Source organism: Robinsoniella sp. (assembly GCF_034124845.1).
The window spans coordinates 1-5,162 of record NZ_JAWYAJ010000406.1; the positions used below are offsets into that span (position 1 = coordinate 1).

The window sequence follows — 5,162 nt, forward strand, 5'->3', positions numbered from 1 at the left end:
CACCGACAGACTTTGAAGTAACGGTACGTAACTTAAAGATCTCGGCAGGAGCAGGCTTTATCGTAGCGCTTACCGGAGAGATCATGACCATGCCAGGACTTCCAAAAGTACCGGCAGCAGAAAGAATCGATGTAGACGAGACAGGAAAGATTTCCGGATTGTTCTAAAACTGGCGTATTTATGCTGGGTGTCACTAGTCAGATCATAGGGGCGTAGTATTCATTTATTACGCCTCATATTAAAAACACCAGGAGGTTATTATGGGATTTTCAACTGTACCATGTAATGAATTTGTAGAAGTATTGGCTTCCAAAGCACCGGTTCCGGGTGGCGGCGGCGCATCCGCATTAGTTGGCGCTATCGGAACAGCACTGGGCAATATGGTGGGAAGTTTAACGGTAGGCAAGAAAAAATATGCGGAAGTGGAAGAGGAAATGTATGCGTTAAAAGCAAAATCCGACCAGCTTCAGAAGGATTTCTTAACTTTAATCGAGAGAGATGCGGAAGTCTTCGAACCCCTTTCAAAAGCATACGGTATGCCTCGTGAAACCGAAGAAGAAAAAGCAGAAAAAGCACGTGTTATGGAAATCGTGCTAAAAGATGCCTGTTCCGTACCGATGGAAATCATGGAAAAATGCTGTGAGGCGATTGATATTATTGTAGAATTTGCAGCAAAAGGAAGCACCCTTGCCATCAGTGACGCTGGTGTTGGAGCAGCATTCTGCAAAGCAGCATTGGAAGGTGCCAGCTTAAATGTATATATTAATACAAAATCAATGAAGAACAGAGAATATGCAGAAGAGTTAAATCAGAAAGCAGATGCCATGCTGGAAAAATATACAAGTATCGCAGATGATATCTTTAAAAGTGTGCTTGGAAGACTGAAATAGCAGAGGCAATTAGTTGAAAGAAAATTATGAAATGGGGATAAAAAATGGCAAAACAATTACTTGGAAAAGAAGTAACCGCTGCTTTAAATGAAAAAATTAAAGCAGATGCAGAAATGCTAAAAGGAAAAGGAATTAATCCTACCCTTGGAATTATCCGGGTAGGAGAAAGACCGGATGATGTATCTTATGAAAGAGGTGCTACAAAACGCTGTGAGACATTGGGTGTAGCTTATGAAAAATTCCTCCTTCCTGCTGATGTCACACAGGAAGAACTGATGGAAACTCTGGAGCGGGTAAATAAAGACGATAAAATTCATGGTATCTTAATTTTCCGTCCATTGCCAAAACATCTGGATGAGGATGCAGTAATCAAAGCACTGAAACCGGAAAAAGATGTGGATGGAATTACAGATGGTTCTATGGTAGGAGTATTTGCCGGAACGAAACAGGGATTCCCTCCATGTACACCTCAGGCTTGTATGGAAATCCTGGATCACTACAAAATTGATTGTACCGGTAAAAAGGCAGTAGTTGTAGGAAGAAGCCTGGTTGTAGGAAAGCCTGCAGCTATGATGCTGATTAAGAAAAATGCAACCGTTACCATCTGCCATACGAGAACAGTGGATATGCCTTCTGTTGTAAAAGAGGCGGATATTGTGATTGTAGCTGCCGGACGTGCGGGTGTTGTAGACGGTTCTTATCTGTCAGCAGGGCAGACTGTAATCGATGTTGGAATCAATGTAAATGAAGAAGGAAAACTCTGCGGCGATGTAAAATATGATGAAGCAGAGCCAATCGTGGATGCAATAACTCCGGTTCCTGGCGGTGTGGGAAGTGTAACTACTTCTGTACTGGTAGGACATGTAGTGGAAGCAGCTATGAGAACTTTATAGAAGAATAGGAGATCTCTTTAGATCTGGAAAGGAACGGGAAAGCTGAAGAAGCGGAACCGTTCCTTTTTTTATCAATCGGTGCCCAGATTTTTGATGTGTGCTTTGAGCGCAATGTTAATGTATTGTGACAATGAACGCTCATCAGAATCAGCTAACTGCCGCAGCTTTTTAATGACACTTGTTTCCAGTGTTAAGCTGACCTTTTTTTTCATTTTCTCATCTCCCTGTAGTAAAAATTGCCAAAAATATTATATACCTTAGCTTCTGTTTTTACCATGTGCAAATGATACAGGAATATTAGAAATTCATTGTCATTTTATTAGATTCTTTTTCTATTTTTGCCGTCATAATTGAAAAATAATGGGCATTATAGTAAAATATAAATTTATAATCATTGATTGCAAACTTTCAAAAATTCTGCCGTGGACAGCGGAGTTTTTGACCCCCGTGACAGTCCCCAAATGGTACCGCAAGCGCCCGTTTGGCTCGTTGCTCGCGGAAATAAAAGATATGGGGAGAATGTGTAGTATGGATGAACATGATAATGAATATTTATTTATCCATGAACAGTTCTATCAGGAACTGGACAAATTTGGCCCGGTAGAGAAGCTGTGTATCATGCAGCATATCCTTCTGGATCATGATACGAGGTATAAGCTTTTCTGTATGGCCGGGAATCGGGCGGAGGCTGAAAAATTAAACGAGGCCCTGAATACAATTTTCACATACGGAAGCCGGATTGTACGCTAAGCATTGAAAAGATAAAAGTTATCAGGGAAACAGTAGTTTTCATTAAGCTTTCTTAAACTTTCTTTAAATCTCAGCGAATGCAGTCAAATAATGTTATAATACCACAGTCATCAGTTTTAACATTGAATTATCCGCCTTTATGAGAGGAGAAAATTATGAATGATTCAAGAGATCAGTACAATAACCAATATGGAGGATATCCGCAGAATGGCAGGATGCCTAAGCGGAAAAAGAAAAGAAGAGTGTGGCCGTTTATTCTGCTGGTATTGCTTTTGCTCGTTGGAGCGGCAGCCGTGTTTGTTCTTGTGAAATTTGCGAAGATCCAGCGGAATGATATTTCCAAAGAGGATCTTGTTATCAATACAAATCTGGACCCTGCAGAGCTTAAAAATATGTCCGGGTATACTAATATTGCATTTTTTGGTGTAGATTCCCGGGAAGGCAGTCTGTCATCTGGAGCCAACAGCGATACCATTATGATATGCAGCATCAATAATAAGACAAAAGAAGTGAAACTGGCATCGGTTTACCGTGACAGTTACCTGGATAATACTCAGGGAGGATTTCAAAAAGCAACAGAAGTATATTCCATTGGAGGACCACAGCAGTCTTTGAACATGCTGAACAAGAACCTGGATTTGAATCTCAGCGATTATATTACCGTTGATTTTCAGGCACTTGTAGAAGCAGTAGATTTATTAGGCGGCGTTGATATAGAACTGACAGAAGGGGAAGTAAAGTGGCTGAATGGCTATCTGGTAGAAGGACGGGAAGTTGTTGGAAAAGACACACCGGATGTTCCGGGACCAGGAATGCAGCATTTGAATGGTATGCAGGCACTGGCATACAGCCGAATCCGTTACATTGGACTTGATTATGAACGTACGGAACGCCAGAGAAAAGTATTGGAACAGCTGATGCAAAAGGCAAAATCCACTGATCTGCTTACCTTAAATAAAGCAATCGACACAATTTTACCTATGGTCCTGACAAGCCTTTCCAATACCGAATTAATAAAGCTGGCAACTGGTATATCCGGATATAATATCGGAGAAACCACTGGTTTCCCAATGGATAAAGATACTGCAGATATACCGTCAGCAGGAGACTGTGTAGTTCCTAAGAATCTTGCAAGTAATGTTGTCCAGCTTCATCAGTTTTTATTCAGCGGGGAAAGCTATACGCCGTCATCCACCGTGCAGGAGATCAGTAATCAGATCATAAATAATACCGGGATTCAGTAAATTAATACCACCTGGTCATAGGAAGGTCATTATTGATGCCTTTTGAGATCAGGATCTGATTCAGGTCGATGATACCGTTGTGGAAAGTGGCTGCACATGCATTCAGATATAAATCCCACATACGGGTGAATTCACTGCCCATCATATCATTGATCTCATCCCGGTGTTCGTTAAAATTCTGGCTCCAGCAGCGAAGGGTTCTGAAATAGTGGCGTCGGAGACTCTCAACGTCCAGGGTATAGAAATTATAGTCTCCCAGAATATGGACCATTTCACGCAGGCTTGGAACGGTTCCGCCGGGGAATATATATTTTTTGATCCATGGGTCACCGGGATGTTCCTGCAGGGCGCTGATATAGTGCAGCAGGAATAATCCACCTTTTTTCAGAACAGAATCTACATTTTTAATGTATAGTTCATAGTTGTCACGTCCTACATGCTCCAGCATGCCTACACTTACGATGCGGTCAAAAGTTCTGCCGCTTTTAGCCAGATCCCGGTAATCCATCAGTTCCACGGAGATTTGTCCGGTAAGGCCTTCTTCTTTGATTCTGTCCTGGAATTTTTTCTGCTGTTCTTTGCTGAGTGTAATCCCAAGTCCGGACACACCGTATTTTTTGGCAGCTTCAATCAACAGAAAACCCCAGCCGCAGCCAATGTCAAGAAGGCTCATACCTTTTTGCAGGTAAAGCTTTTCCAGAATGTAATCCACTTTATTTACTTGTGCATCGTACAGGGTATCATTCGCGTTTTTGAAATAGCCGCAGGAGTAGCTCATGGTGTCATCCAGCCATAAACTGTAGAAATCATTACCGATATCGTAATGAAAAGATACTTCTTTTTGCTGATTCTTTTTCGAGTGTGAAGAGAAGATCAGTTTTTTCAGTGCAGAGTGATTGGTAGAAAATTTCCCCATCTGCCCCAGAAAGTGATCCAGTGCATCAAACAAATCTCCCTCTATATCGAGATCACCCCGCATATATGCTTCACCTAAGGCGAGGGAAGTACTGGTGAGCAGTTCCTGTTTTGGAATATCATTTTGCAATTTGACCGTAAAGGCGGGAGTCCCGTCACCGATTAAATGTTCTTCATCTCTTAGTTTTACTAAGAAAGGATATTCATCAAATCTTCGAAGAAATTGGATTAAAAAGTTTTCCGTTAGTGTCATTGAATTTACCTCCAGTCGTTTATAGATATTTCATATAATACCAAAACAGTATGATATTATTTACAAAATAATTATAAACTTATTAAAATACTTTACAAGATGGAATCTGTACAATATTTCAGGATTATATCCAAAAAATCAGGATAATATGCAGAATTAGAATGTGAATTTGTTGTGAACAATTATGTTTTCGGGATAAAACACTTGACACAATTGT

Annotated in this window: 7 protein-coding genes; 5 read left to right on the forward strand and 2 right to left on the reverse strand. The window is 40.8% G+C overall.

The genetic code is table 11. From position 1 onward, the window contains the following. From ACH2DQ_RS20195 to ACH2DQ_RS20205, 3 genes are all read left to right on the forward strand, one after another. Positions 1-167, forward strand: a 167-nt coding sequence (locus ACH2DQ_RS20195) for a formate--tetrahydrofolate ligase (RefSeq protein WP_395027845.1), incomplete at its 5' end; no start/stop codon positions are given. A gap of 93 nt (positions 168-260) precedes the next feature. Next, positions 261-890, forward strand: coding sequence for a cyclodeaminase/cyclohydrolase family protein (locus tag ACH2DQ_RS20200; protein WP_394915361.1), 630 nt, complete (start codon positions 261-263; stop codon positions 888-890). 44 nt (positions 891-934) lie between these two features. Next, on the forward strand, positions 935-1,783 hold the full coding sequence (locus ACH2DQ_RS20205; protein WP_394915362.1) for a bifunctional 5,10-methylenetetrahydrofolate dehydrogenase/5,10-methenyltetrahydrofolate cyclohydrolase: 849 nt from the start codon (positions 935-937) through the stop codon (positions 1,781-1,783). A 71-nt stretch (positions 1,784-1,854) separates the two neighbouring features. Here the strand turns inward: ACH2DQ_RS20205 and ACH2DQ_RS20210 are convergent, their stop codons facing one another. Further along, the gene (locus ACH2DQ_RS20210; RefSeq protein WP_394915363.1) at positions 1,855-1,995 is read right to left on the reverse strand and encodes a DUF6364 family protein; all 141 of its coding nucleotides are present in this window, start codon (positions 1,993-1,995) and stop codon (positions 1,855-1,857) included. A gap of 316 nt (positions 1,996-2,311) precedes the next feature. Here ACH2DQ_RS20210 and ACH2DQ_RS20215 point away from each other — a divergent pair, with 316 nt between their 5' ends. Together ACH2DQ_RS20215 and ACH2DQ_RS20220 are read left to right on the forward strand one after the other, a co-directional pair. Continuing rightward, a complete protein-coding gene (locus ACH2DQ_RS20215) occupies positions 2,312-2,533 on the forward strand; it encodes a hypothetical protein (protein WP_394915364.1) in 222 nt (73 codons plus the stop codon). Positions 2,534-2,688: 155 nt separating this feature from the next. Next, positions 2,689-3,777 carry an LCP family protein gene (locus ACH2DQ_RS20220; protein WP_394915365.1) on the forward strand — a complete coding sequence of 363 codons (1,089 nt, stop codon included), beginning with the start codon at positions 2,689-2,691 and terminating at the stop codon, positions 3,775-3,777. Position 3,778: 1 nt separating this feature from the next. On the opposite strand, the gene ACH2DQ_RS20225 is transcribed toward ACH2DQ_RS20220, so the two are convergent. Then, complete coding sequence (locus ACH2DQ_RS20225) at positions 3,779-4,945, reverse strand: class I SAM-dependent methyltransferase (RefSeq protein WP_394915366.1); 1,167 nt, start codon at positions 4,943-4,945, stop codon at positions 3,779-3,781. Positions 4,946-5,162 lie beyond the last annotated feature (217 nt).

Bases quoted from the DNA above. Each gene is read 5' to 3' on its own strand.
- ACH2DQ_RS20200 (WP_394915361.1), top strand. From the start codon at position 261: ATGGGATTTTCAACTGTACCATGTAATGAATTTGTAGAAGTATTGGCT.
- ACH2DQ_RS20205 (WP_394915362.1), top strand. From the start codon at position 935: ATGGCAAAACAATTACTTGGAAAAGAAGTAACCGCTGCTTTAAATGAA.
- ACH2DQ_RS20210 (WP_394915363.1), bottom strand. From the start codon at position 1,995: ATGAAAAAAAAGGTCAGCTTAACACTGGAAACAAGTGTCATTAAAAAG.
- ACH2DQ_RS20215 (WP_394915364.1), top strand. From the start codon at position 2,312: ATGGATGAACATGATAATGAATATTTATTTATCCATGAACAGTTCTAT.
- ACH2DQ_RS20220 (WP_394915365.1), top strand. From the start codon at position 2,689: ATGAATGATTCAAGAGATCAGTACAATAACCAATATGGAGGATATCCG.
- ACH2DQ_RS20225 (WP_394915366.1), bottom strand. From the start codon at position 4,945: ATGACACTAACGGAAAACTTTTTAATCCAATTTCTTCGAAGATTTGAT.